Raw genomic sequence first — 23,923 nt, forward strand, 5'->3', positions numbered from 1 at the left:
AATCTCCTCGTATTCTACGTCCTCATGTGGGCACGCGAGGCCAGCACTCTCATACCGCGGCGCAACAGTACCTGGACGCTGATGCGCTAGGCCGACGGAGGTGGTTCAAGCGGCAGATCGGGTGCGAGGCATGCGGGGTCTGAGCTCCTCGGCCTTCGGAGCATGCTACCAAATTCCGGTAGATTCTCACCCGCGATCCGGGAAGCCACCTATGGCCCCTGCTCATGATCAGCAGGGCTCAGCCAGGTCCGAAGATCATAGAGTGCAAAGTTACAACCACGACGACTGCCTAGCCGACCGATGTAAAGAAAAGTTCTACTCGCGTCGGCATCGGACGGCCTGTCCTGCTCAGCCATTTGGAAAACCGGCAGTGTAGCAAAAGCAGCCTCGTTGCATCTATCTCGGGCCTGTACCTTGGATCAGCATAAACAGAAGGTTGTCGGAGGTCGGAGCGGGCGTGAAACTGCAGGAGGTAAGCCGAGCCCGACAGGTTCGCGGTCGAGGTCCACTTCAGTCGTTCTCCTTCTGCCGTGTTCGGTTGATGACGTCTTGTGCCTGGGATCAGACACGGGAGGCGCGAGCATCCTGCTGGCGCGGCACGGGGTCTCGCTCGATTCAGACACGGCCGGCAGACCATGATTGATGGCACATCGATTGCTGGGGCCATGTAAACGAGCCGCAGGCCTGGCGCCTCGCGGTCGCCAAGTCAGGAATTCACAACATGCTTCGAGCCGGCCGGCACCAATTGTGACAAATCGTCCGTTGGAGACGACATGACAAAACGAGCGCTGCTTTCAACGGTCGGAGACATAGTGCAGCAGAGGCGGATCGATCTTGCCGCCGCATATCGGCTGCTTTGCCGTTTCAGCCTCAAAGACAGCATCGACAGCGATATCTCGGTCAGCCTTCCAGCGCTCAAGACCCTTCTTTGAGCCAGCCTTTTTGGAGGCAACCGCCTGCAATCGCATCACAGTCGATATCAACTGCGACAGTTTCGACGATCCCTTCCGACTGGGTTTCAATCCGGCCGGCTTCGCCATGCGCGCGCAATCCAAATCAATGAAGCGCGGCGGATCGGCTCAAGGCACCGAGGACAGCTTATGAACGCTCCACCAGAGAAGATCACTTCAGAAACCGAAGGTACGGCTGCGACCTGGGACAATCTGTCGCCGCTGCTGGTCGATATCCGCGCGCGTCGAAACGAGTTCGCCCGCGCGCAAAAGATTCCAGACGACATCATCGAAGGCTTCAAGCGCGTTGGCGTCTATCGGGCTATGGTCGCCAGGCGGTTCGGCGGCGAGGAGCGAACGCCGGCCGATTTTTGTCGCCTGATCGAGCAAATTTCCGAAGCCGACGGCTCCGCCGGTTGGGTCGCTAGCTTCGGCGATGGGGCTCGCTACCTCGCAGCTCTGCCGGACGACACGCTTCGCGAGGTATACGCGAACGGACCTGACGTGGCGTTGGCAGGTGCGCTTTTCTCCCTTCAGCCCGCCAGGCGAAGCACTGACGGGTTTGTCGTGAACGGCGTGTGGCCATTCGCCAGCGGCTCACCGGGCGCGGATCTGATAGGCGTTGGCATCACTGTGGAAGACGATCCGACCGGTGGCCTTGCGCGTGTAGCCGTGATGCCGGCCGAGAAGGTGACAATCCGGCCCAATTGGGACGTCATTGGCCTGCAAGGCACCGGCAGCCACGACGTCGTTGTCAACGATGTCATTGTGCCGGAGGAATGGACCTTGATCCGCGGCGGTCCGCCGACGCTCGACGCGCCGGTCTATCGATATCCGTCCGTGACTTTCGCTGCGCAGGCGCATGCGATTGTCGGCGTCGGTATTGCGCGCTCCGCGCTGGACGAGGTGATCGCCATGGCCGGAAGCCGCGCCTCAATCACGGGAGCGCCCGTGATGGCAGAGCGCGGCTATGTCCAACTGGAGATGGCCAGAGCCGAAGCCAGGCTGCGTTCCGCCCGTGCCTTCTTCTATGAGGCCACCGAGGAGCTGTGGAAGGAAGCGCTCAAAGGTGCCGTAACCCCGAACACGGCGACGCTGATGCGACTCGCCGCGACGAACGCCGCGCGGCAGAGTGCTGAGGTCTGCAACATTGCGAGCGGTCTCGCTGGAAGCGCGTCGCTCTATACCACCAGCAATCTGGCACGCGCCATGTGCGACAGCTTCGTGGTTGCCCAGCACGCAGCTTTAAACGAGGGAACGCTTCAGAGCGCCGGCCGACTCCTGCTCGGAAGTGCAGCACAGCCGGGATTTCCATGAACTGGTTCTTCACGTTCCGCACACCCCGCGGCAACGGATTGCCGGACGCGCGATATGATGCTGTTCGCAGCTACAGGACCTAGTCGCCTGCCGGCCTTATTTTAAAGGACAAGAGAGAGAGAGAGAGAGAGAGAGAGAGAGAGAGAGAGAGAGAGAGAGAGAGAGAGAGAGAGAGAGACCCTTGCAGTCAGGCGCTTCTCAAAAACACCACTTCATATCCGTGGAGCATCCCTCCCCATCGCAAACGCGCTCTCACAGGTCTCTACGCCCCCCCTCGATCATTGTCATCTCGAGCACAATCCATTTGCATTTCGGCACGACAGCCGGCGGTTCAACTCACGAACCTTCCAAGCCCGGCTTCCTTTTTTAATGTCGCGCTCCATGCGCAGCCGTTCGTTCTCCTGCCGCAGGCGGGCGATCTCCGAAGCCCGGAGCGCCTGCTTAGGCGTCGCCCTGCGCGGGCGCCACGCCGCTGATGCCAGCTCCTGCAGGAGCTTATCGACCCAGCGTCGCCGAGTCGCCCAAGACCGACTTCCTTCGACCGTTCCGATCGATCGACCGCTCGATACCCGCCAGTGCAACGGCCTAGCGCTAATAATCCTCTGCGAACGATCTACGTTGACGTGCTGGCATTCGCATCTCTAGGCTTTCTGACGCTATTACAGGTGTCCACTCATTCGGAGGAGGTTCGCGGGACTCTGGCTGAGTTTTCAGGAGGGCGAACAGCATTCGCCCGTTTGCAAAATTGATTGGGACACCGAAGCGCGGCGGACCCGATGCAGCGCGAGTCTTTGCTGCAAGATCAGAGGCCGCACGTCAAAACGCCCTGATCGTCGATATCGCGTTCTCCTCAAGTTGACGCCCGATCTTTTCGCGTTGCGCAACGTCCTGGCTACAATCAAGTTGCTTAATGAGCATCTGCTTTCGGGCGAGCAGATTTGTGATGACTGTCGTTATGTGATCTCCGTTATAGCTCACGACCAATCGCGGGATGTTGCCTTTTCTTAGCGTTGAACCAATGCTTCTGTTTGCCGCGACTAAGAGCTCGCGATGCCCAGAAATCACTTCGATGAACCTGACCGCTCGGGGCTCACGGCCGGTGCAAAACGCAGCAGCCACGCAGCAAATACACCGTAGATAGGACCCACCCGCCGCATACCGATCTCGCTTGTGGAAGTAGGACGCCATTCGCCGGCGTCTCCTTTGTGCGCATTCGACGCGAAGAACGCAACTATATTGCATCACACAAAATATGACGTGCAATGTGCCTTGAGCGCTCACGTGTACAAGCCCATTCAAAATGGAATCACGCACCTCGACCGCTGGCGGTTTCCTCAGCTGCCTGTGAGAAATCGGCGGCTTGAATTTTATACGGATGAGCTAAAAGGCCTTGAATCGCACGTGGCGTCACGTTGTACCATTGCTAAGTTGCTGACGAGGATGCCCGGCAAATCGGACCGGCCCGCTGTTTGCTGCCATCGGTGAGACGATGATACCAATGCGGTCGATGTGTGTACGGCAATGGGCGACACGGCCCCAATCCCCGTCTGCCAGGTCTGGCGGACGGGGTCCCAGTCCTCGCATGCGAACAACAACGTACTTCGTCCAAGCCCAGGGGGTACTGGGTTGCTGCGCTTGGCGGCCGGGACGTCGGCGCCGTTCGAACAGCCGAGGATCGTCTCTGTTGGGCGCCGCTCATTTAATCGCAATGGCTTTGAAGATACGCAAAACAAGGGACAATACGCCCTTCAAGGTTTGTGCGAGCAAGTGTTGAGCCGCATTCCATCAATATGGTCTGATTGATAGGAAACGACGCCAGATCTCTCCATTCATTGATCCTTCCTTAATTCGAATTTGCGGTGAACGTTTTGCCGCAAGAACCGTCGGCAGCTCTCCCTCTGTCGGCGACTGACTTCGGCCCGGCCATCGAAATGAGGCCGGGCCTTTTTTTGCCACTGATGAGCGACAGTTTGGAAGTGTTCCGGCCCGCGATCTCTGATGATTGCGAACGGTTAGTAAGCGATTGATCGGGAGGATAGTTCGTCGCATGCTGAAATCGATCGATCCGATCCTAACGCCCGAGCCGCTCTGTCTACTTGCCTCCATGGCTATGGCGGCGACCTCGTGGCCGTTGACGCCAACCACCCGGCCAACCGCATCGCCGCCACGGCTCTACTCGGAGCGCCTGATTCAGCTGACGGGCATGAGTTAGAGAGGACCGTCCGCGCCATACTAACGCTCCATCCGCTCGACAATCTCATCGATCCGTGCGCGTGACGATGCCCGTCGACGATCCCGACCGTTTGCCCGGACGCAAGCGCATCGTGCTGGTCGAGATTGAACGCTCGGTCGGCCGTCCCACACACGCGCACGGTGTGTGTCTTCAGTCGCGGCAAGCTCTCGCGTCCGGATTTTCTCTCGCTGTAGCTTCGGCGTCGTGCAGGTGGGTGACAGCCGGGGATATGCGTGCTTTCTGATCAAGAAGGACGTGATCAGCGAAAAGAAAACTTCTGCGCAAGATTACGCAGAACTCTGCACCCACATTTGAATGGCCTCCGCGCAACCGACCGACTATTATCGATCCATGTCTCGCCTTGTTTGTCTAGCTGCTACTATCATGCTGTCGCTGCTGCCGGTCGTCGCGAACGCTGCGCCAATTCAAAAGCGGCCCAAGCCGGTCTGGCAAGGTTACGGCTTCTTGCCCGGCTATCGCCAGCCGCTGAGCAACAGCATTCCGCTCTACAAACAGAAGGACGCGATGCGCCGGCTCTCGCGTGCCGACCAGCGCCACTGGTATATTGACCCGGTTCCTCAGTATTACGGTTGGGATGGCGAGTGGCACTATTTCGGCCACCCCGGGTTCCGGGGCGGCCGCTACAATGGCGGCAGTTTCGGGCCGTGCTGGACCCGGACGCCGATCGGGCCGATCTGGAATTGTGGGTGATCGGGCGACGCGGCTAGGAGAAACTTCGCGCCATCGCGCCGGGATTACGTCGAGGCGTTTAATGACGTCCTCGCAGATCTTTGCCATCGCGCCGCAGCCGCACGGGCAGAACGTCCTCGCAGATTCGATGATCAGCTCTGCCTGCGGCAAATGAGCAGGCAAGTAACCCCGATTGCGGTGACGATCTTGATCCGATCCGGCGCGAGATCGGCCGCCGCCTCCTCCTGCGCTTCGTTCCGGACGCCTTGCGGGACAATCGGCTGCTGGAGTTATGCCGGCCGCCACACAGCGACCTAATCTGGAATGAACACATACTTTAGCTCACGCCAGCGCGTGCTGAAATCCGCCCATCTTGCGGAACTAGGAGAACTGATGCAATTTCTTTCGCATTTGATCGAAGCAGTGCACCGGCTCTCCTAGAGGGCCAGCCCATACAAAAGCGGTTCAAGAAGATTCAACGCTTCGAGCATCGGCTGGCAATGTTGATTCAAGCGTCTGAAACGGCTCGGGCTGCTGACCGCGAAGTCGTCGCTCGTGCCGGCCTCCTAAATAAATGATTGCGAGAAACCCGCCACCCCGCCCGACGGCCGACGTCGTGCGCGGGGTCTGCAATGGCAACCGGAAACCGGAGCGCCCGTCCGGTTGATATCCGCTCGAATGATCACCCATTCTGCAGCTTTGGGCGTCATAAGCGCGCTGATCAGGTTTTGCAGCGATGTAAGAGGCGTCCTATATGATTAGCCACTAGAAGCGCGTATTTTTGAGCAATACATCACCCTCCACTGCGCGGGGAAAGTGGGCCTCCACTTCGAATGATGGCAATAGGTCAAGAATGGCTTGCAGGGACAACTGCCCTTCGTAGAGCTCGCGGTCGCTATATTCCGTGTAGACAAAGCGCGTGTTGCTCAAGGTCTGCATGCCTCCAGCGATAACATCGGCTTCAGCTCCCTGGACATCCATCCAGATGAAATCCACCGTATTCAGATTGGCTTCGCTGCACCAGTCGTCCAGCCGCCGCGTTTCAACCGAGACAGGGCGATCGAACCGAACCCAATCATACTCAGTAAGATGATTCTTCGGCCGGCGTATTGAGCCGGAGAGGTCCCATTCCTTCGCATCACCATCTGCATTGCTTGGATGGAAGTCGATCATCCCGTTTCGATCACTGATCGCGATTTCAAGCAGCTTCACCTTAGAAAGCGATGGGCCCAGCTTCTTCTTGAAGCGCGCAATCGCTCTGGGGTCCGGCTCAAAGCAGTAGAGATTAGCTTGCGGGCAGAGGTTGAGAAACTGTTGCGTATCGGTCCCGTCATTGCAGCCGATATCCAGGATGACGGGATTCGGCTTTTGAAGAAGTGAAACAATGTGCTGGTGTACTTCGACAGAGGACACAGGTGCTTTTTCCATTTGGCGCGAAGATCCGATGAATTTCGTCTTTGACGCAGCAATCACACGCCAGACGCGCCGGCACAACGTATATCAATGTATATAATTCATGTACCCGTCGGTCCCCTTGATCCATGGCAGCTATTTGGATGCCATCAACATCAAAAGGGTAGCCTGTCGGAAGGGGGGCGCAGCGACTACCCTGCAACGCAAATTGCCGCTCGGTGTCGGGAGACACCGCCAACTGTGAGCCAGAATGGTCGTCTCAGGTCCGCCTTTAGGAGCGGCGGAAAGATCGGCTTCGTGCGAATGTCAGTCGTCGCCTATTCTCTCTAAAGCGTGCCAGCCAGACTGATCTCTCGTGCGCACCAATAGCCAATCACCTCGATCACAGTTGCGACAGGCGAGATGTGCTCTGCCGACTAACCGCTGCCATCACAGATCGCTGGCGCAATGTGTGCACCACTCCAGTCCTCGGAATCAGCTGCTCTTCGGAAGACCGTACGCGGTCAAGCATCGACGCACGCGTTGCCGGGCGCAAGCAAAACACTGCACGGCGGTCGCTGCGGATCTCTTCGACTTCTGGCAGCACACCTTGCGGCGGATCTCCGAAAACCAAAGCTGGGCGAGGCGATCCGCTATGCCGTCTCTCGGCGCGCCATCTTCGAACGCTTCCCACCGACGGCCGCGTCGAGCTCGACTCCACCATCGTCGAACGCCCCATCAGCTACAACAATTCAAAAAAGCTCTTCGCGGGCAGCGACGGCGGCGACAAACGTTGGCAGCCTCGCAACGCTGCCGCACAACGGAAATGACAATGTCCATCCATTCGCCTATATTCAGATACTTCAGCGTATTGCCAACGGCTTACCCTGGAACGAAATCGACGCGCTTATGCCATGGGACCACGCCGTCTGACGACCTCAGCTTGCCGCTGGCGTAGTTCACCTCGAGATTTCACATGCCTTATGGTTGATTTCGCGCACGCTCTCCCGATGCTTGCCATCGTCGGTCATCAGGCGTGGTCGTTGTTGAGCTGCCGATCTCGCTCCGTCACACGACCGTGGTATACACTTTTCGAACGTCGATCAGCAGGGTCAGTTTGAGAGGATAAGCTCTCCGCGATTCCGCCCAATTTTGCGATAAGCCATCATCTGCAACTTTAGGGCCGGTCGGTTTACGTCTGCCACAAGCGCGCATAAGCGCTTTCAGCCAGCAGATCTGTCTGTCTGCCCTCCGCAACGATCCGGCCCCTTGTCTAAGACGACGATCTTGTCGGCACCACAGATGGTGCTGAGTCGGTGAGAGATCACCACGATCGTCTTACCGGCCCGACGCAAACTTCTCAAGGAGCCAGTGCACAGTGGCTTCGGCAACCGAGTCAAGGGAGGCGGTCGGCTCGTCCAAGATTAGGATTTCCGGATTCCGATATAGAGCTCGTGCTAACGAAAGGCGCTGCTTCTCGCCACCAGACAATTTTACGCCGTTTTCGCCCAGGTAGGTTTGGAAACCACCGGGCCAATGCTCGATTACCTCCCGCAGCCCAGTTTGATCGCAAATTTTCATAATCCTATCGATCTTAGGCTCGAATCCACCAAGTGCGATGTTACAGGATACCCAAGTCCACTCTTTGCGCATATGATCGTCGAGGGTGTGCTGCTCCACGCCTCAAATTTCGTGCCAGCCGCTCAGGACAGCGGCAACGTGTGTGTTGTTCAAAGGCCTGAGTGAAGTAGGAAGACCCGCTCGGGACATTAGGTCGCAACACGACTAGCCTCGGACGTGGACTCATTAACGCGCAGCCACAGCCTGATTGATGCAAGTTGGACGAATGCGAGGTAGTTGGCGGCGAGTTTGTCATAGCGCGTTGCCACGCGCCGGCTTGTCTATTTCCTCGCATTGGCAGTGGAACAATATGTCATGGTTCGATTCGCCCCCCCAATTTAGGTAGTTTGACGCAGCACGAGGCGGCATTCTAACTAACTCTCTCCATCGGAAACGGGGGGAGTCCGGCAATGACCGGCGGACGCATCGGCTCGCGAACCGCGCCGGGGAGTGACGCGCCTCCAAAGCCTAAGAGCCCGTCGGAACGGCTCGACTCGATTGACGTGCTGCGGGGCTTGGCCCTGTTCGGCGTGCTCGCCATGAACATCGTCACCATATTTCGGGCCTCCTTCTTCGCGGCGTTCTTGCCGAACGCGGAGCCGGCGGGGCCGCTCGACCGGGCGGTGGCGGCTGTGCTGACGGTCGCCGTCGACTTCAAGGCGCTTGCGCTGTTCTCGCTGCTGTTCGGCGTCGGGCTCGCCATCCAATTCGAGCGGCTTGCCGGCAATGCACGGCGCATTATCTTGCTCGTGCGCAGGCTCGTGGTGTTGCTGGCGATTGGCCTGGTGCATCTCTATTTGATCTGGAACGGCGACATTCTCGTCGAATATGCGCTGGCGGGCTTCGTGGTGCTGCCCTTCCTCGGCGCCCCGCGGTGGCTCATGGCGGGTGCAGCCCTGCTGCTCCTGGGGCTCTACGTGACCATGCTGGTGCTACCGCCGATCGTGCCGCTGCCGGGTGCAGCCGAGATGGCCGCTCTTGCCGCAGACGCGGCGCGTGCCTACGGCACAGGCGGATTTTTCGACGTACTCGCGTTCCGGATCCGGGAGGTGCCGGTGATTTTTCCGCTGCACGTCTTGATCTTTCCGCGCACTGTCGCGCTGTTCCTGGTCGGCGCCTTCGCGTGGCGCAGCGGGGTTGTGCGTCGGTCTTCGGCGAACCGGCGCCTGCTGTTCGTGGTCGCAACCTTTGGCATTCTTCTCGGGGGCGGATTGAGTCTCGCGGCAGCAGGACAAGAGCTCTTCGATTGGTCGTCGCTCGGGCGCGCGCATTTTCCGGTGGAACAGCTGGGGGCGGTCGTATTGGCCCTGGGTTATGCGGCCGCGGTCATCGCCGCTGTGAACCTCTCGGGCGGGCGGAAGATGCTGAGCTGGGCCGCGCCGGTTGGCCGCATGGCGTTCACCAACTATCTGGCGCAATCTGTGATCTGCGGCTGGATCTTCTACGGCTATGGTCTAGGCCAATTTGGTCGCCTCGGCGTGGCCGCGACACTGGGGATCGGCATTTTGGTGTATGTCGCGCAGGTGGTGTTCAGCGCGTGGTGGCTGCGCCGCTATCGGTTCGGTCCTGTCGAGTGGCTCTGGCGCTCGTGCATGTATGGGGTACCGCAGCGGATGCGGGCAACGGTCAATTTAGCCATTATGCGCACGACCAGAGCAGTTTGATGCGGCCCCCTATCAAACTGCCTCTTGCTTCAAGAGGAAGCCACCCAAGCGGGTACGGCTGGTTTTGCCCTACAGCGGCCCCGGGAGATGTCCGCTTTTCCGCCGCTGTTGGGGTGAGCGGACATCAGGCGGCCGGTCACTTAGTGAGTACATGGCCTAGCTAGGCTAGTCAGTCGCGAACACAACAAATGTGAAGACGACGGTGAGCATCCGGAGTGGGCGACCCGGGCTGCTAGAACTGCGGAACCGAATTTCCATCAGCACCGCTGTACCATGGTGGCTAACGCTCCAAGGCTCGAACGTGGGGAAGCGGAAGCAAGATCCAACGCTGACGAGAGGGTGTGACGAACGCGGTTTGTTCGTCGTAGTTGCCAAGCGTGCAGAAGCGCGGCTCGCTCGAACCTGTGGTCGGCGACCGCGGCGGATCGCCGTGCCGATGAAGCCTGACTCCGCGCGCCATTGTCATGGCCCGCCTCTGCTGTGTTCGTACCGCAGCATCCAGTGGCCTGATCAAGGTCGGTGCAGATAAATTCTTCCCCGCGCTCGAGATGTCGGCATAATCTTTATTATGCGCGAGGGTCTCATATTGTTCGGGCCCGGCTCTTCGATGGATCTTGTGCGCCGCACGTTTTCCCGGCGCCAGCCCCTCGATGCTCGCGGTCAGACGAAGCAATCATGTGCAGCCCGGCTACCGCCTTCGAAATACGCGGTGCTTCGATCGGTGTAAGGGCCGTTAATGTTGAGGACGCCCGGGCCCCAACCGGGTGTTTCGGTAAAACGCAATGTCATCTTCGCAACAGCTTGGCGGGCCGTGTATCTGATGGCGTTTGCTTCCGGACAAAGACACGCGCAGGCCAGGCAACCGTTCAGCAGAACTGCAGCTATCGATCGTTCACCTCATTTTTGGCCTGACTCTTGCTATAATTTGTCTTGTCATAATGTGACTATCTCCAACTTGAGCTCAGGAGACTTGCATGAATTTTCGTCCGCTTCACGACCGCTTCGTGGTCAAGCGCATCGACGCCGATGAGAAGACAGCTTGTGGGGTTATCATTCCCGACACAGCCACGCAAAAGCTGCAGGCATGGATCGTTCAGCTCATTATTGGCCTGACCCTTGCTATAATTGGGCTTGTCACACTGTGACTATCTCCAACTTGTTCGAAACGCTCAGGAGTCTTGTATGAATTTTCGTCCGCTTCACGACCGCGTCGTGGTCAAGCGCATCGACGCCGATGAGAAGACCGCTGGTGGCATTATCATTCCCGACACAGCCAAGGAAAAGCCCTCGCAGGGCGAAGTCATTGCAATTGGCCCGGGCGGCCGCGATGAGACTGGGAAGCTGATTCCGATTGACATCCAGGTCGGGGACCGCGTGCTGTTCGGCAAATGGTCGGGCACCGAAGTCAAGATCGACAGCGAGGAGCTGTTGATCATGAAGGAGAGCGACATCATGGGCGTTCTCACCGACGTGTTTCCCAAGAAGAAAGCCGCCTAACCCAGCGATCGCACAGCTCACTCCCTGACGAGCGCCCACTTAGGCGCACTGAAGGATGAGAAAATAAGAACTGAGGAAATTCTTTATGTCAGCCAAAGAAGTCAAATTCGGAGTAGACGCGCGGGACCGCATGCTGCGCGGCGTCGACATCCTCGCCAATGCCGTGCAGGTCACGCTCGGTCCAAAGGGTCGCAACGTCGTGCTCGACAAGTCGTTCGGCGCTCCCCGCATCACCAAGGACGGCGTTGCCGTCGCCAAGGACATCGAACTCGATGACAAGTTCGAGAACATGGGCGCCCAGATGGTGCGCGAAGTAGCTTCGAAGGCGGCGGATGCTGCCGGCGACGGCACCACCACTGCGACCGTCCTGGCCGCCGCGATTGTCCGCGAAGGCGCCAAGTCGGTTGCCGCCGGTATGAACCCGATGGACCTGAAGCGCGGTATCGACCTGGCGGTCGAAGCCGTGGTTGCGGACCTCCAGAAGAACTCCAAGGAGGTCACCTCGAATGAGGAGATCGCCCAAGTCGGCACCATTTCGGCCAACGGCGACCAGGAGATCGGCAAGTTCCTCGCCGACGCCGTGAAGAAGGTCGGCAACGAAGGCGTGATCACGGTCGAAGAGGCCAAGTCCCTTGAGACCGAGCTCGACGTCGTTGAGGGCATGCAGTTCGACCGCGGCTACATCTCGCCCTACTTCGTCACCAACGCCGACAAGATGCGCGTTGAGATGGACGACGCCTACATCCTCATCAACGAGAAGAAGCTCTCCTCGCTGAACGAGCTGCTGCCGTTGCTCGAGGCCGTGGTGCAGAGTGGTAAGCCACTGGTCATCGTCGCCGAGGACGTCGAAGGCGAAGCCCTCGCGACCCTGGTCGTGAACCGCCTGCGCGGCGGCCTGAAGGTCGCGGCCGTCAAGGCTCCGGGCTTCGGCGATCGCCGCAAGGCCATGCTGCAGGACATCGCGATCCTGACCGGCGGCCAGGCGATCTCGGAAGATCTCGGCATCAAGCTCGAGAACGTCACGCTCAACATGCTCGGTCGCGCCAAGAAGGTGATGATCGACAAGGAGAACACCACGATCGTCAACGGCGCCGGCAAGAAGGCCGACATCGAGGCGCGCGTGGCCCAGATCAAGGCGCAGATCGAGGAGACCACCTCGGACTACGACCGTGAGAAGCTCCAGGAGCGTCTGGCCAAGCTCGCTGGCGGCGTCGCGGTGATCCGCGTCGGCGGCGCGACCGAGGTCGAGGTGAAGGAGCGCAAGGATCGCGTTGATGACGCGATGCATGCGACCCGCGCCGCTGTCGAGGAAGGCATTCTGCCGGGCGGCGGCGTCGCCCTGCTCCGTGCCTCCGAGCAGCTCAAGGGCCTGCGGACCAAGAACGACGACCAGAAGACCGGCGTCGAGATCGTGCGCAAGGCGCTGTCCTGGCCGGCCCGCCAGATCGCGATTAACGCCGGTGAAGACGGTTCGATCGTGGTCGGCAAAGTCCTGGACAACGAGCAGTACTCTTATGGCTTCGATGCGCAGACGGGCGAGTATAGCAACCTAGTCTCCAAGGGCATCATTGACCCGACCAAGGTCGTGCGTATCGCGGTCCAGAACGCCTCCTCGGTGGCGGCGCTGCTGATCACGACGGAGGCCATGGTTGCCGAGCTGCCGAAGAAGGCCGCGGCCGGTCCAGCAATGCCTCCAGGCGCCGGCATGGGCGGTATGGACTTCTGATCCACTCTGTCAAAGTGTCGACGACCGTGCAAAACCCTGGCACGAATGCCAGGGTTTTGCTTCGGCGACCTTGCAACGTAGTCCTAGCAAGCCGCGCCAAAAGCCCAACCTATCGGCCTATCCGTATGAACGGCGCTAGGGCCCAGACCTAATTTGCTTGTGACTTTTCGCTCGGTTGCGGCAAAATCGGCGATCTGTTGCCGATGCCCCCTGGCGGCGTTTTTTGTTGTAGTATTTGCGCCAAATCTCCCCCTTTTTCTGTGCGTCTGCAAGGCTGAGGCCCGATCGGTGTTGAGATCCCGCCCGGAAGCGACCGCAAGCGCATTATTGTTTGGCTTGCCGGGCTGCCAAACTCAGCACGCCGAGCTGTAGCCGTCAGGCAAGATGCACGAGACTAACTCGCTGCTCTGCTCGATGCGGATCGTCGACATCCCACTTCTCTGTAGGCCATTTCAGGTATCTCCACGACGTCGCTGTCGAAGCTCGCAATCCGCAAATCCCACAATAGATGCGGATCGGTTTCATGGAATTCTCTCCAGTCTCGGCACGACTTTTGATTCGTTCCCTTCGCAGAGCAGCAGCCACGCCGTAACTGTCATCAGCCGCAGGCCACCCGAGAGAAACATGAGGAAAGCCAAAGTTCTGATCGATCGCGACTTTACATTGGTCACACGGACCCTAGTCTGTTTGGTGCTTTCGCCGAACATCTGGGCCGATGCACTATGATAGCCCGGCCATGCAGACGAAAGAGGTTTTCGGAAGGACGTGCTGGCGCTGGTGAAGGAGCTCGGCCCGACCCTCGTTCGATACCCTGGCGGCAATTTCGTCTCCGGTTACAATTGGGAGGACGGCGTTGGACCACCCGAAACGAGGCCGGCGCGCCTCGACTTGGCCTAGTTCAGCACCGAGCCGAACAGCCCCAATGAATTCATGGACTGGTGCAGGGCCGCCGATGTCGCGCCGATGATTGCCGTCAATCCGGGGACCCGTCGCGGCGATGCCGCTCGCAATCTGGTCGAATACTGCAACCATCCCAGAGGAACTGCGTGGTCGGAGCTCATCAAATCCTGAGTACCGGTCGACTTCCGGAGCAATTACGTACCGGCTTCCGGGTTGCGTTCGACGAACGCGCAAGCAAGGACCAGCTGAATTGCACAAATGATGATCGGGGGCCCTGCACCAGGGAGCCAGCCCCGGGGATCGAACCGCGGCTTCGGTCCACATTCGAAAACGTTCTTCCTTGACCATTGTCCCACATCACCGTTCGGGTGCTCGTGGCGAGAGATCAAGGTAGGCGGCCCTGAACATGATGCGAGCGATCCGTTTGCAGACGCGAGCGCAAGATCATTCGGTTCGTTTCGTTGGTACTGCGCGTATGCCCGCGCTATGCCGAACAGCCACGGAGGACATGATTGAAAGCCCATGCCGATTGGTGCATGACGAATCTCTCCCCGGTCGTCTCTCTTTGGGACGAAACACCGCAACGCTGTGTGAGTCTTTGAGGGGAATGGGAGATCACTGAAACGAGCGTGCGCCTCCGATAGGTCATATCGACAAGACTTACCTTGATGAGAGCCCGCGCAGCGGCCGCAATAAATCCAAGTCCCGGAGAACGTGCTTATACTGCGCTTACATCCACACTATACCAATGTGTAACCGAGATAGCCACGGGGATGAATTGGCACGAAGCGCGACCGGGTTCATTGTCGGACTTATGACTATGTATGCTCAGGTTTACTCCCAATTCCGGGAGGCGCAGGAACGCACGGCCGAGGGCCGTGCAGCTGCACTATACTCCAGTTTGATCTCTGACCTCAGTCAGCTGAATTTCGCTGACGCGGATGACCGCCGGGCATTCCCTCCGACCCTACACAGCATATTGGCAAGGCATGGACTGTTCGGGCTCACCACACCAGGAGAGCACGGCGGATTAGCTCTTCCGTTGCAGGAAGCCATCAATTTCATCTCCGCCACTGCATCCTTCGATGTCTCCGCTGCCTCTACCCTCGTCATCCATAACTTCCTGGCCTTGCCCTGCATCCAAGCGGCACCGCACATCCCCGAGCAAAAGCATATCATTTGGGGTGCAACACGTGGCGATCTCTGCGCTTTCGCTTTGACGGAGCCCGGAGCTGGCTCGGCCCCGAGGCACATAGAGGCTTCGGCTCTCATGCGCGAAGATAAAGTTCGTATCTCTGGCCGCAAGATCTGGATCGGCCTCGCTGACTGGGCTCGCTGGATCGTTTGCTTTGCGCGCGCGTCTGGACCCGATGCGAAAGGTCGCCTCGTTGGTGTACTCGTTGACAGGCAAGCTCCAGGCCTAAAGGTCACGCACGAGCATCGCACACTCGGTCTACGTGGCATCATTCAGAATACCCTGGAGTTCCACGACGTCGAGGTGCCGCGTTCGTACGTGCTCTCTCGCGATCAAGACGGCTGGGGCGCGGCGGCATCTAGTATGAACCGCGGCCGTGTCGGTGTGGCTGCTATGGGTCTTGGAGCCCTTGAGCGCGCTATCCAGGTCGCAGCCTCTTATGCAAGCCATCGTCGGCTCGGTAAACTGCGTATGATCGAGAACAGCTACATCGAGCAGTTATTTGGACAGATGGTGCTGCGGCGGGAAGTCGTGAAGGCGATGCTGGCCGCATCCTGCCGACTTGTTTCAGCGCAGGGCGCGCCAAACGTCCACCTTGCGTCGGCAACGAAGGTTTTGTCCTCGGAGTGGTGCGGCCTTGTCGCTGATCAATGCGTCCAGCTGTTAGGTGGCCGTGGTTACGACGAGGGAGCGCCTTTAGCCAAAATCTATCGAGACGCTCGCATCCTTCGCATCTTCGAAGGTCCGACTGAGGCACTCCTATCACATCTCGGCCGCTGCCTCCTCTCTAAAGCCACGCGTGACGAAATAGCCAATCTCTTTCGGTCAGTTGGAGCGGCATCAGTCCATGCTGCTGCAATCGAGGAGCTCTCTGGGCTCAATGAGACCGACGGTGCCGTGCTGATCTATGCGGGTTGGCTCACCACATTGGGACTGGCAAAAGCTGTCATGTCTGCTGGTTGCTTCTCTGCCTCAGATTGCGCGGCAGCGGCGGCTGACCTGGTCAGTTCCGAACTTGCAACTCTCCGTACTCGCGCGCCGACTCGGCAATCTGTCGAAGTCCGCGATCGGGCTAGTCGGACTCTGACCACCTTCCTTGAAGACGCGGCTTGTTCTATTCGCTCACCTGTCCTCACGAACGATTACCTTAGATTGGTGCAGTATGTCTGACATCTGGCGGATGCCAGACGTCTTTCCACCTGGTGGTCCTGGCAGCCGCCGGCCAGTCCTCACCATCAGCGTTTGAGGCGCCGAAAGCATCATGCCCTTTAACAATTGCGCTGAGCGCGCGTTGAGAGGCACCGCCTTGGGAGCCCAACTGGACCTTCATAGCCAGCGTGGGGCCGACCGTGCCGCCACCGTGCTGACGATGATCAGGACCTGTCGCCTCAGCGACGTCGAGCCCAAGGCCTGTCTCACCGAGGTCCTGACCCGGATCGCCGACCTTCCCGCGACACGCCTGCACGAACTGCTGCCCTGGGAATGAAAGCTCCTGCACCAGGCCGATAAGCCGCCGGTCAGCAAGCCGCAGAGCTCATTGTGCCCGCGCACATGCGTCAATGAGGCGGTCTTCGTCGTATGCGTGCTCACCTCCTCACGTGAGACACTATGATGCTCTGCGAACACACCGATTGCGGATCTTCGATCGGCAAGAAGCGCATTTGAGTCGATCGCGCACCCTGTTCAGTTGAAGCGGACACCAGGGCCTAGTCGGTCCCGCAGTGCCTCCCGACTGATGACAAGATTATTGAGGTTCAGGTCCGGCCATCTTGCTGCCAATCGCCTAACCAGTTCCCGGGTGCCGTCCACGACAAAGACGCCGCAGTCATAACCGTTCTGCTGCTGTCTTATCGGGACCCGTTGCAGGTTAGCGTCGAGCCGTCCTGCGAGTTCCGCTGCGGGCCTGTCATTGTATCCCTGGGTGGAGTCATAGTGATAGGCGACCGGCCGGCCCCGATCGCGGCGATCAACCAGCAGCAGCGACCAGTGACTGCCGCGCCGATGTCTATTCGTATCGCTGGCATCGCTCACCGGCAGGAATAAGAAGTCGGCTGTATCATAGCGAACCCACCCTAATGCTCGTTCGGCGACCTCCTTAAAGGGAGATCGCAACATCTGGGCTATCAGGGGATCCACGAACCGCGTTCGGGCGGCGAGATCCGGATTGTTTTGCTGCAACTCGTGCGCCAGGAGCTCATAATCCCGCTGGATATGCTCGTCACCCAGCCACTGCGTGGGGCCCAGAACGGGCCCGCTGCGATGGTCGGAATAGTCAGCGGTAGCCGTTGGGCCAGGCTGAGCACCCGGGACAGGGGGCGGGCGAGGATCGTCGATGAATTGCGCGTCGCGGCCTCCTCGGCGCCCCAATGTGATCGAGTAGGTCTCACCGTTCATGGAGACCTTCATTGGGCCGCTGAACTGGGCCGGCCGGCCCTCGATGTTATCCAGGACACCGAGCAGGAACTCCGGTACCGGCTTGGAGCCATCTTGCCAATCCTCGCCGGCTCGGTATCCGATGTCCTCAAGTTCCTGAAGCACGCCCGACCGCCCGACGAAGAATTCGGGTTTACCGCCGGAGTTGAGCACCGGCGCTGACTGAGCATCATCTTGCATCTGCCGCGGTGTGTACGGCAAATCAACGAAAGAGTTGAGCCCCCGGTAGATGTCCGTCGACTGAGCTGGCGTGTGTGGTGGTTCGGTGAAGAGCGGCGGTGTGGCGGCAGCCCCACCCAAGGGCGCTGACTGAGCATCGTCTCGCATCTGCTGCGGCGTGTACGGCAAATCAACCAAAGAGTTGAGCCCGCGGTAGATGTCCGACGACTGAGCTGGCGTGTCTGGTGGCTCGGTGAAGAGCGGCGGTCTGGCGGCAGCCCCACCCAAGGGCGCTGACTGAGCATCGTCTCGCAGCTGCGGCGGTGTGTACGGCAAATCAACCAAAGAGCTGAGATCGGGGTAGATGTCCGACGACTGAGCTCGCGAGTAGGATGGTTCGGTGAAGAGCGGCGGTCTTCGTGCAGCCCCACCCACCGGCGCTGATTGAGCATCATCTCGCATCTGCTGCGGCGTGTACGGCAAGTCAACCAAAGAGTTGAGACCGCGGTAGATGTCTGACGACTGAGCTGGCGCGTCTGATGGTTCGGTGAAGAGCGGCGGTCTCCCCGCAGCCCCACCCACCGGCGTTGATTGAGCATCATCTCGCATCTGCTGCGGCGTGTACGGCAAGTCAACCAAAGAGTTGAGACCGCGGTAGATGTCTGACGACTGAGCTGGCGCGTCTGATGGTTCGGTGAAGAGCGGCGGTCTCCCCGCAGCCCCACCCATCGGCGCTGACTGAGCATCGTCTCGCACCTGCGGCGGTGTGTACGGCAAATCCACGAGAGAATTGAGACCGCTGTAGATGTCTAACGACTGAGCTGGCGTGTCAGGTGGCCCGATGAAGAGCGGCGGTCCGGCGGCAGCCCTACCCACCGGCGCGGACTCAGCATCGTCTTGCATCTGCTGCGGTGTGTATGGGAGATCAACGAAAGAATTGAGACCGCAGTAGATGTCTGACGACTGAGCTGGCGTGTTAGATGGTCCGGTGAAGAGCGGCGGTCTCCCCGCAGCCCCACCCGCGGACTGAGCATCGTCTCTCACCTCCTGCAAGGAGTGCGGCAGATCAACCAAAGAGTCGAGACCTCGGTAGATCGCGGACGACCCATCTGGCACCGCTTCCGGCGTCGGCCACTCGAAATCGGACGGCAGGTGCGGCGACCACGTTGAGTTCGACTCGCCAGGCCGCGGCTGTCCACCCGTCTGGTCAGGGGAGACGCCCAGCGCAGCGTTCGCCTCGACGAGCAATAGGTAGCTCCGAAGACGATCGAAGCCCATGTCAGCGTTTCGACTGGCTTTTTTAAAGTCCATGTGATCGTCGTTCAAAGACTTTTGCTGCTCACTGGTGCCGGTGAGTCGGCTCACTATGCTCCCTCGCCCCTCCCCTTGAAGCCAAGCACCGAATCTTCGTTGGTTGTGGGCCAGATGTTGAACAACTTTTCTCCGGCTGTCCTCGGGTTTTAGCATGCTCAGCTCTGCCTTTTCCAGGTCATCTATGATGCGAGCGTCATCGGGGTAAAGATGCAATGTGGGCGACGGGCCAGCATGACCGCTGGGCTTCCGGGACGCACCCGCTCCGGAAACGCCCTCGGCCTCGCCAACCTTCTTTAACGCGATCAATATATGCTCGTCCTTCGGGGACCACTTCTGAGCGAATTCAATGCGCGCGGCGTGGTCTAGCCCGGATATCGAGTAGCCCGCACGATTAAGCGCTTTAGAAAATCTGCGAAGACTACGATCATAAAGAGCGACGCTGCCCGGCGTCATGCCGCTGGCCTTAAGCCGCTCTGAGAGGGGCGCGTCGTCCGCTGAGGGCATTGTGCGCGGCCGCCCGCCAGAAGATACAAAGCTCGGATCATGATACGCACGAAGGACACCCAACCCCTTCTTCATGTCTTCGTCCTTCGGGAAGTTGGTCTTGACGTAACGGACCAGGGCCTCATGATCCCCCAGATCAATCGTTTGGCGATGAGCGCCAAGATGATTTCCTAGTCGACGAAGCGCCTGAGTGTAGCGCTTAACTGTCTTCGGCGTCGGGCTCTTCTGAGCCTCATATTGGGCAATCGCCTTGTCGATAGTGTCCCGCTGTTCTGTAGAGAGATGGGGATGGTGGTTGCGGCCGCCACCGGAGACAGGACCCGGATTGGCTGGGCGCGCCTCGGTCAAGTGCTGCTCAAAGACCCCTTGCGCGTCATGGCCCCCCTGGTGCTCGTCCGGAACAGCCTGCTGCGCCCGAGTCCAAGCTGGGACATTGGATGGATCGAAATTGTGCGGGTCCATGCTAGCCTCAGGTCCAAGAAATCAATTGAGCTGATCCTATTATGGATGGGCTTTCCAGAAGCTGACGAGGCCGTCGCCGAATCAATGCATCGCCACATTTCCAAAAGGAAACTGCCCCGCGCCTCTCAATCGTCGCGGGGTTTCATGAGCTTCAGAACCCGCCTTCCTCGCGGCCGAGAGGCCTTCCGGCCGCATGGGACCCGATGCCTCGTCATTGCTCTGGTTGCAAAACGGCATACCGGCGGCTCCGCACTTGACCGCGGTCGATCTTCTCTCGCGGTTGGAAGTGTATGCGCCCGGTCGGTCCAGCGGCTGACGCGCCTTCCATTTTCCGGACAATGCGAAGACGACCGGCAGCGATCAAATCTATCTGGGCCGCGCGGGCGCAGTGTTCGTGCTCGGGAACAACGGATGACCTTTGACATCGAGGTATTCGACATCGTCCGACACACCGCCGACATCTCCCTCGGGACGCGACCGGCGGCATCGAGTAATAATGAAGGGCCGTTCGTTGGCATGTTGCCGATCACTTTCGAGCTTGATCGGATGGGCCCAGCTGTAGTCGAAGTCCAGAGATAATGGATCGTCTTTCCTGCGATGTCGCAGAGCCGCGCCTTTGCAAATATCGATGGACTTCTGCTGACACCTTCTCGCGGCACATGGCATATGCGAGTTTCACGATCTCTTTGAAGAGATCGGCTTATGTCTATGCTTGATCATACCGTTAAATCGGATTTCCGCTGGACAGATGGGTGGGTTCCAGAAGGGCATCGACCCACACCCGCAGCTTTCGCTTTTGTGAATCGCGTCGGGTTCGTCAGCTTTCGGAAAGCTAGTCCCTGTACGGTGACGTCGAAGTTAGTGGTGCGTGGTAGGGACAGCGCTTGCCCCGTGTATGCGTGGGGCTTTTGGGCGCCGAGTCACGTTTCTGCTAACTTCAACCAGTGCGGGCGTGGCAGCGACAGCGTTTGATCCACCGGCCTGACCAACGCCGAGTCGCGCCCGTGCTGCACCCGGTGTGAGACTGGGATCATATGAAAACCACCAGACGACATCTTCCAGATCAAACTAATAGCCAGCTTGCGCCCGCTCCGCGGAGAGGGGTCAAGGCCGTAAATTCGAAAATTGTTAAATGACCTTGTAATCGGCTCGGCGCAAACGTTTGCTTGGAACGAACACGGTGCGTAGTGTTATCAACTTTGGTCCGGTTTTGAGATCTTCAACCAGAGCCGGACCTCAGCGAAAGCGCAGTGACGAGGACAAGGGCAAGGATTGTTGCGCAGCGCGTGGCGAGCGTCGTGTCGTTCGCGCGCTGGTGCTACGGCACGCATTGTCGCTGACAGCAGCTGTTTGGCTGACGAGGTCAGTAGAGAAACGGGCCTGCGACGATTCCGAAGCAAACCGAAAAAACAGCTTGTGCCGCGTGTGTTGGATGCGTGATGCCCGCCCTTAGCCCTACGCTCAAGGGCTAAAGGCGTCGAAACTCCCAACAAGGAAATTAGCCAGCTATCAGGAAAGTCTAACGGGCCAACGGTCCTGCTTGTGTGCAAGCGCAGCCCATTCAGGCTTTGACGCGCCAGGGCACAAGCTCATCAACCTGAGTGACCGGCCAGCCTCTCTCTGAACATTCTCTCCTCGCCGCACTACTTCCAGAGAGCTTCTCTTGAGCGTGCTCCTCCAGCGTCCGAAGGGCCGCGGTGAGCTTCGCTAACACGTCGGGCGCGCGTTCAGGGCGCCACATCCATGTTCCCTGCCGTGGGTGCGCTGTCGGAGGCGCTGCGGCTGTCCGGCATCGATCGCGAAAGATTCACTCGCGGGCCTCGGGTCTGTTGCAACCTCCGAAACACTCACGTTATCCTTTGTGTGGCGACAGTCGATATATCATGTCGATTCGGGTTCCTGTAGCGATCGGCGAGACTTTTGAACAACTCACCCATCTGATCTGACCGAACAGTAAATTCGACAACGCCTCCTTCGTCAAACCGAATTCGACGGTCGCGTTGGCCTCGATTCACCATCATTGCGTTATTTCGCCTCGGCACACACTTCTCGCGCCAAAGAAGTGCGCCATTCGCGTCCTCGGATCGCGCACTGATTGCCTTGTGACCGGTCGCGTCGACTGTTGTTGCTGGCGAAGCGCCTTCAGCACGGCTCCGCGATCTTTCCGGGATCAGTGCACTGTTAGCTGCTCCCAGTTGATCGCAGCTAATTCAGGCTCAGCCCCCGCACACGGCAACCGCCGATCGATCCTGACATATACCCGCTTTTGACGCGTCAGTTCGGCGGCGCCGAATCGGTGCTTCTGCAGCCGCTCGGCGTCACCTTCCGCTTGGATATTAATAACTCAGCTCATCATGGTGTCGCGCTGATCCGCGCGAACAACATTGCCGCGTCTGAGGGCCCCAGTCCAACGATGCCTACAAAGCTCGGCGGCGGCATCGGGATGTCCCGATGAGTGGGTCTCCACAGGTGAAGGCAATATCGGCTGTTATTCACATACTGCGAATGTGGCGGATGCAGTTGCATGACGCACTCCTCTTCATCCCAGAACAGGTCCTTGACAAAGCACATCTCTTCCCAGTTCGGACAGCGCCGCGGCGTCGAGACAGCGACATGCTCCCAGCCAGGACGGACAAATCCAGTTATCTTTAGTTCACACCCGCAAGGCCCCTGCACAAAGAACACGCCGCAAGGACCTGATCCCGGAACCGTAGCGAACCGGCCGTGTTGCACGCGGCCGGCCTCCAGCTTCTCTATCAGCCGCGCTCGCACGCCCGCTCCTCTGCCTTTCGGAGGGCCTTGAACTCGATGCAGATGACGTTGTCTCGCAACTCGTAAACCGGTTCGATCCTCGGCCCAGCGCTCCTATACCGCTCTTCAGAGCACCATCTGAGCAAACCGCAGATGTCCATCATCACTCGTTCTCCTGCTATAGTCTTCGATCGCATTGTGGGCCGAACGCTCTCAGGGGCCACTGATTGCCTGAGTACGGCGGTAACGATCTGGGCGATAGCGAATCAGTCCGCCAATCGCAACTTCCCGTCATGAAGCAACTCTGTCATCGAGCCCCTCTCATGCGACGCATCTTACTCACCGATGCCAGCCAGTATTGGTCGCACATCGACGAATAGAGCGCCCATCAGTAACACTGATGCCCGCCATCGCTCTCCCGCGCTTCGAGCAAGCGTTAGTGGGCATTCATGTTTCATGGCTACCTGCTTGAGCACAAGACACTGGCGGCTCCTCCTCTCCAACGAATTGGTCGTCATCATGGCATGCTCCCGTAGGACCTTCGACATCCACACTCCATGACGACTCGCAAAGCCACTGATGGCACCAGTCGATGCTGCCCGGCGATTAACTGCTTGGTGAGATCGCACTTGATCATTCACAGCTTGTCGTCGAGTTCGACCCTCTATGCCGCCTGCACCAGAGCCGCGGACGCCTGACATGAACTGTCTTGGAGCTGGTAGCATCCAGCGGGTCGCCTGCCATCTCGGTGTCTCCTCGTAAGCTAACGGTCAGAAACAATGATTAGTCGATCTCAATCTGGGCGACCGCCGACCGATCTTCCCGCGTCACTACGATGCAAGTCCCAACTCATTGTTCATGGCATCGCGCTCGCGAAGCGCAGCGCCTTTTGCTGCCATTGCGGGTGTCGTCTTTCAGACATGGACGTCGCGAATCCGACCTCTGGCAGCGACTCTGTATCGCCAACGCCCGACAGACGCGCTTTTGTTGGCAGCAAAGCGGTACCGATACTTCTGCGTCGTGGCATGTAGATTGCTGCGGTGACGGAAAGCGACCTTAACTGTACCGACGATACACGAGCATACATCGACCGGAGGATCGCCGCGCAACAGACAA

At 59.0% G+C, this 23,923-nt stretch carries 9 protein-coding genes and 4 pseudogenes; 9 read left to right on the plus strand and 4 right to left on the minus strand.

Annotation, left to right across the window (positions count from 1 at the left end; all coding sequences use genetic code 11):
- Positions 1 to 794: 794 nt before the first annotated feature.
- Positions 795 to 1,040, minus strand: a complete 246-nt coding sequence (locus QA649_RS35570) for a hypothetical protein (RefSeq protein WP_283021274.1) — start codon at positions 1,038 to 1,040, stop codon at positions 795 to 797.
- Between the two features lie 60 nt (positions 1,041 to 1,100).
- On the opposite strand from QA649_RS35570, the gene QA649_RS35575 reads away from it, so the two are divergent.
- Together QA649_RS35575 and QA649_RS35580 are read left to right on the plus strand one after the other, a co-directional pair.
- Entirely contained in the window at positions 1,101 to 2,267 is a 1,167-nt protein-coding gene (locus QA649_RS35575) for an acyl-CoA dehydrogenase family protein (protein ID WP_283021275.1), read from the plus strand.
- Positions 2,268 to 4,851: 2,584 nt separating this feature from the next.
- Positions 4,852 to 5,211, plus strand: a complete 360-nt coding sequence (locus QA649_RS35580) for a hypothetical protein (protein ID WP_283026172.1) — start codon at positions 4,852 to 4,854, stop codon at positions 5,209 to 5,211.
- A gap of 744 nt (positions 5,212 to 5,955) precedes the next feature.
- Here QA649_RS35580 and QA649_RS35585 read toward each other — a convergent pair.
- On the minus strand, positions 5,956 to 6,603 hold the full coding sequence (locus tag QA649_RS35585; RefSeq protein ID WP_100233534.1) for an FkbM family methyltransferase: 648 nt from the start codon (positions 6,601 to 6,603) through the stop codon (positions 5,956 to 5,958).
- A gap of 1,171 nt (positions 6,604 to 7,774) precedes the next feature.
- Positions 7,775 to 8,205, minus strand: a pseudogene (locus tag QA649_RS35590) (ATP-binding cassette domain-containing protein); the annotation flags it as partial.
- Positions 8,206 to 8,612: 407 nt separating this feature from the next.
- On the opposite strand from QA649_RS35590, the gene QA649_RS35595 reads away from it, so the two are divergent.
- The 7 genes and pseudogenes from QA649_RS35595 to QA649_RS35625 form a co-directional block, all read left to right on the plus strand.
- Positions 8,613 to 9,866, plus strand: a complete 1,254-nt coding sequence (locus QA649_RS35595) for a DUF418 domain-containing protein (RefSeq protein WP_283021276.1) — start codon at positions 8,613 to 8,615, stop codon at positions 9,864 to 9,866.
- Positions 9,867 to 10,840: 974 nt separating this feature from the next.
- A pseudogene (locus tag QA649_RS35600) lies at positions 10,841 to 10,942 on the plus strand (co-chaperone GroES); the annotation flags it as partial.
- A gap of 106 nt (positions 10,943 to 11,048) precedes the next feature.
- A complete protein-coding gene (locus QA649_RS35605; protein ID WP_100233444.1) occupies positions 11,049 to 11,363 on the plus strand; it encodes a co-chaperone GroES in 315 nt (104 codons plus the stop codon).
- A gap of 85 nt (positions 11,364 to 11,448) precedes the next feature.
- Positions 11,449 to 13,089 carry a chaperonin GroEL gene (gene groL, locus QA649_RS35610; RefSeq protein WP_283021277.1) on the plus strand — a complete coding sequence of 547 codons (1,641 nt, stop codon included), beginning with the start codon at positions 11,449 to 11,451 and terminating at the stop codon, positions 13,087 to 13,089.
- Positions 13,090 to 13,713: 624 nt separating this feature from the next.
- A pseudogene (locus tag QA649_RS35615) lies at positions 13,714 to 14,148 on the plus strand (alpha-N-arabinofuranosidase); the annotation flags it as partial.
- Between the two features lie 661 nt (positions 14,149 to 14,809).
- Positions 14,810 to 16,354 carry an acyl-CoA dehydrogenase family protein gene (locus QA649_RS35620; RefSeq protein WP_283021278.1) on the plus strand — a complete coding sequence of 515 codons (1,545 nt, stop codon included), beginning with the start codon at positions 14,810 to 14,812 and terminating at the stop codon, positions 16,352 to 16,354.
- Positions 16,355 to 16,454: 100 nt separating this feature from the next.
- Positions 16,455 to 16,670: pseudogene (locus QA649_RS35625) on the plus strand (transposase domain-containing protein); the annotation flags it as partial.
- A 197-nt stretch (positions 16,671 to 16,867) separates the two neighbouring features.
- Here QA649_RS35625 and QA649_RS35630 read toward each other — a convergent pair.
- Complete coding sequence (locus QA649_RS35630; RefSeq protein ID WP_283021279.1) at positions 16,868 to 20,056, minus strand: Ulp1 family isopeptidase; 3,189 nt, start codon at positions 20,054 to 20,056, stop codon at positions 16,868 to 16,870.
- Between the last annotated feature and the right edge of the window lie 3,867 nt (positions 20,057 to 23,923).

It is taken from the genome of Bradyrhizobium sp. CB1717, assembly GCF_029714325.1.
Lineage (GTDB): Bacteria > Pseudomonadota > Alphaproteobacteria > Rhizobiales > Xanthobacteraceae > Bradyrhizobium.